This is a genomic window from Streptococcus parasanguinis, from assembly GCF_001069785.1.
Lineage (GTDB): Bacteria > Bacillota > Bacilli > Lactobacillales > Streptococcaceae > Streptococcus > Streptococcus parasanguinis_T.
In genome coordinates, this window is sequence record NZ_JVSR01000084.1 from 1 (window position 1) to 1,285 (window position 1,285).

A 1,285-nucleotide genomic window follows, 5' to 3' on the forward strand; every position below is an offset into this window, starting at 1 on the left:
TTATCTCCTACAATCTTTCTACTTCGCCGAACTTAGTACAAATGAAAGCTATGCTAGAACAAGCCTTTACAGCGAACCATTATGAAAATACAATTCTCCATAGTGACCAAGGATGGCAATACCAACACGATTTCTATCATCATTTTTTAAAGAATAAGGGAATCCAACCATCTATGTCACGTCAGGGAAATAGCCCAGATAACGGTATGATGGAATCTTTCTTTGGCATTCTTAAGTCTGAAATGTTTTATGGTTATGAGAATACGTTTCAGTCACTTGAGCACTTGGAACAAGCCATTGTCGACTATATTGATTACTACAACAACAAACGAATTAAGGTAAAACTAAAAGGATTTAGTTCTGTAAAATACTGTACTAAATCCTTTAGATAGCCTATTTGTCTAACTTTTTGGGGTCAGTACAATCTGGTTGCTAGGGCTTTATTATGCTATATCTTACTAGGGATGATGATCTTTTTCAGGATTGCTCATAATATGTGTAAATATTTCTTTATATTTATATTTCAGATATTTTTCGTGTAGAATGAATAAAGCTACGTAAACAATCATAAAAACAATAGATAAATACAGCGTATCAAATGTGCTATGTCCAAAATAAGTTGCGGATTCATAAGATCCAATAGCTCCTAAGATCAACCAAGGAATGTACTTGTAATACTTCGTTACCATAACACGTATCTCCTTTAATTAAATTAATGAGAATATCTAAAACTAAAAGTCATACCTGTACGTGTAGGATTATAAGGATCTAAGGTCATAAAAGTGCTAAATTCTCAAACCAACTTCTACCGCCAATAAACGTGGAAGTTAATTTGTCAAAACAATGCTATTAAAAAATAAAAGGGAAAACTTTTTTGTTAAATAAGGTTATCGTTACTATTAACCAAATATAGTTTTTAGCCAATCAACTATAAGTGGTCTAAGTAATGGGATTAAGAATAGACCTACAATGATACCTAAAATAAATATTGGAAACATTTTTTTGAAGCTTCTTTTATTCATCTATGGACACATCCCTTCAATGAATGGAATCCCCACCATCGCCAACTATCTAACAAGTTGAAGAGTGGGAGTGATGCTATAAAGAATAAATAGTAATTTTTTTCACGTTTTCTACATCTTTCTTTAATATATATTATATACTAAACATATATCGAGATGTAAAAATGTCACATATATACACATAATTAGAGGTGGAGCTGTTATGCGTTGGGTTTACGGTACGATCTATAAAAAAATACGGAAATCAAAACATATTAGTCAAG

Annotated in this window: 2 protein-coding genes; one reads left to right on the forward strand and one right to left on the reverse strand. The window is 31.6% G+C overall.

The window, feature by feature from the left end:
* A partial coding sequence (locus ADG03_RS07700) for an IS3 family transposase (protein ID WP_049520974.1) occupies positions 1 to 392 on the forward strand: 392 nt, incomplete at its 5' end.
* A 66-nt stretch (positions 393 to 458) separates the two neighbouring features.
* Here the strand turns inward: ADG03_RS07700 and ADG03_RS07705 are convergent.
* The gene (locus ADG03_RS07705) at positions 459 to 689 is read right to left on the reverse strand and encodes a hypothetical protein (RefSeq protein ID WP_023027513.1); all 231 of its coding nucleotides are present in this window, start codon (positions 687 to 689) and stop codon (positions 459 to 461) included.
* Between the last annotated feature and the right edge of the window lie 596 nt (positions 690 to 1,285).

Excerpts from the sequence above, each read along its gene's own strand:
- ADG03_RS07705 (WP_023027513.1), bottom strand. The coding sequence starts at position 689 with ATGGTAACGAAGTATTACAAGTACATTCCTTGGTTGATCTTAGGAGCT.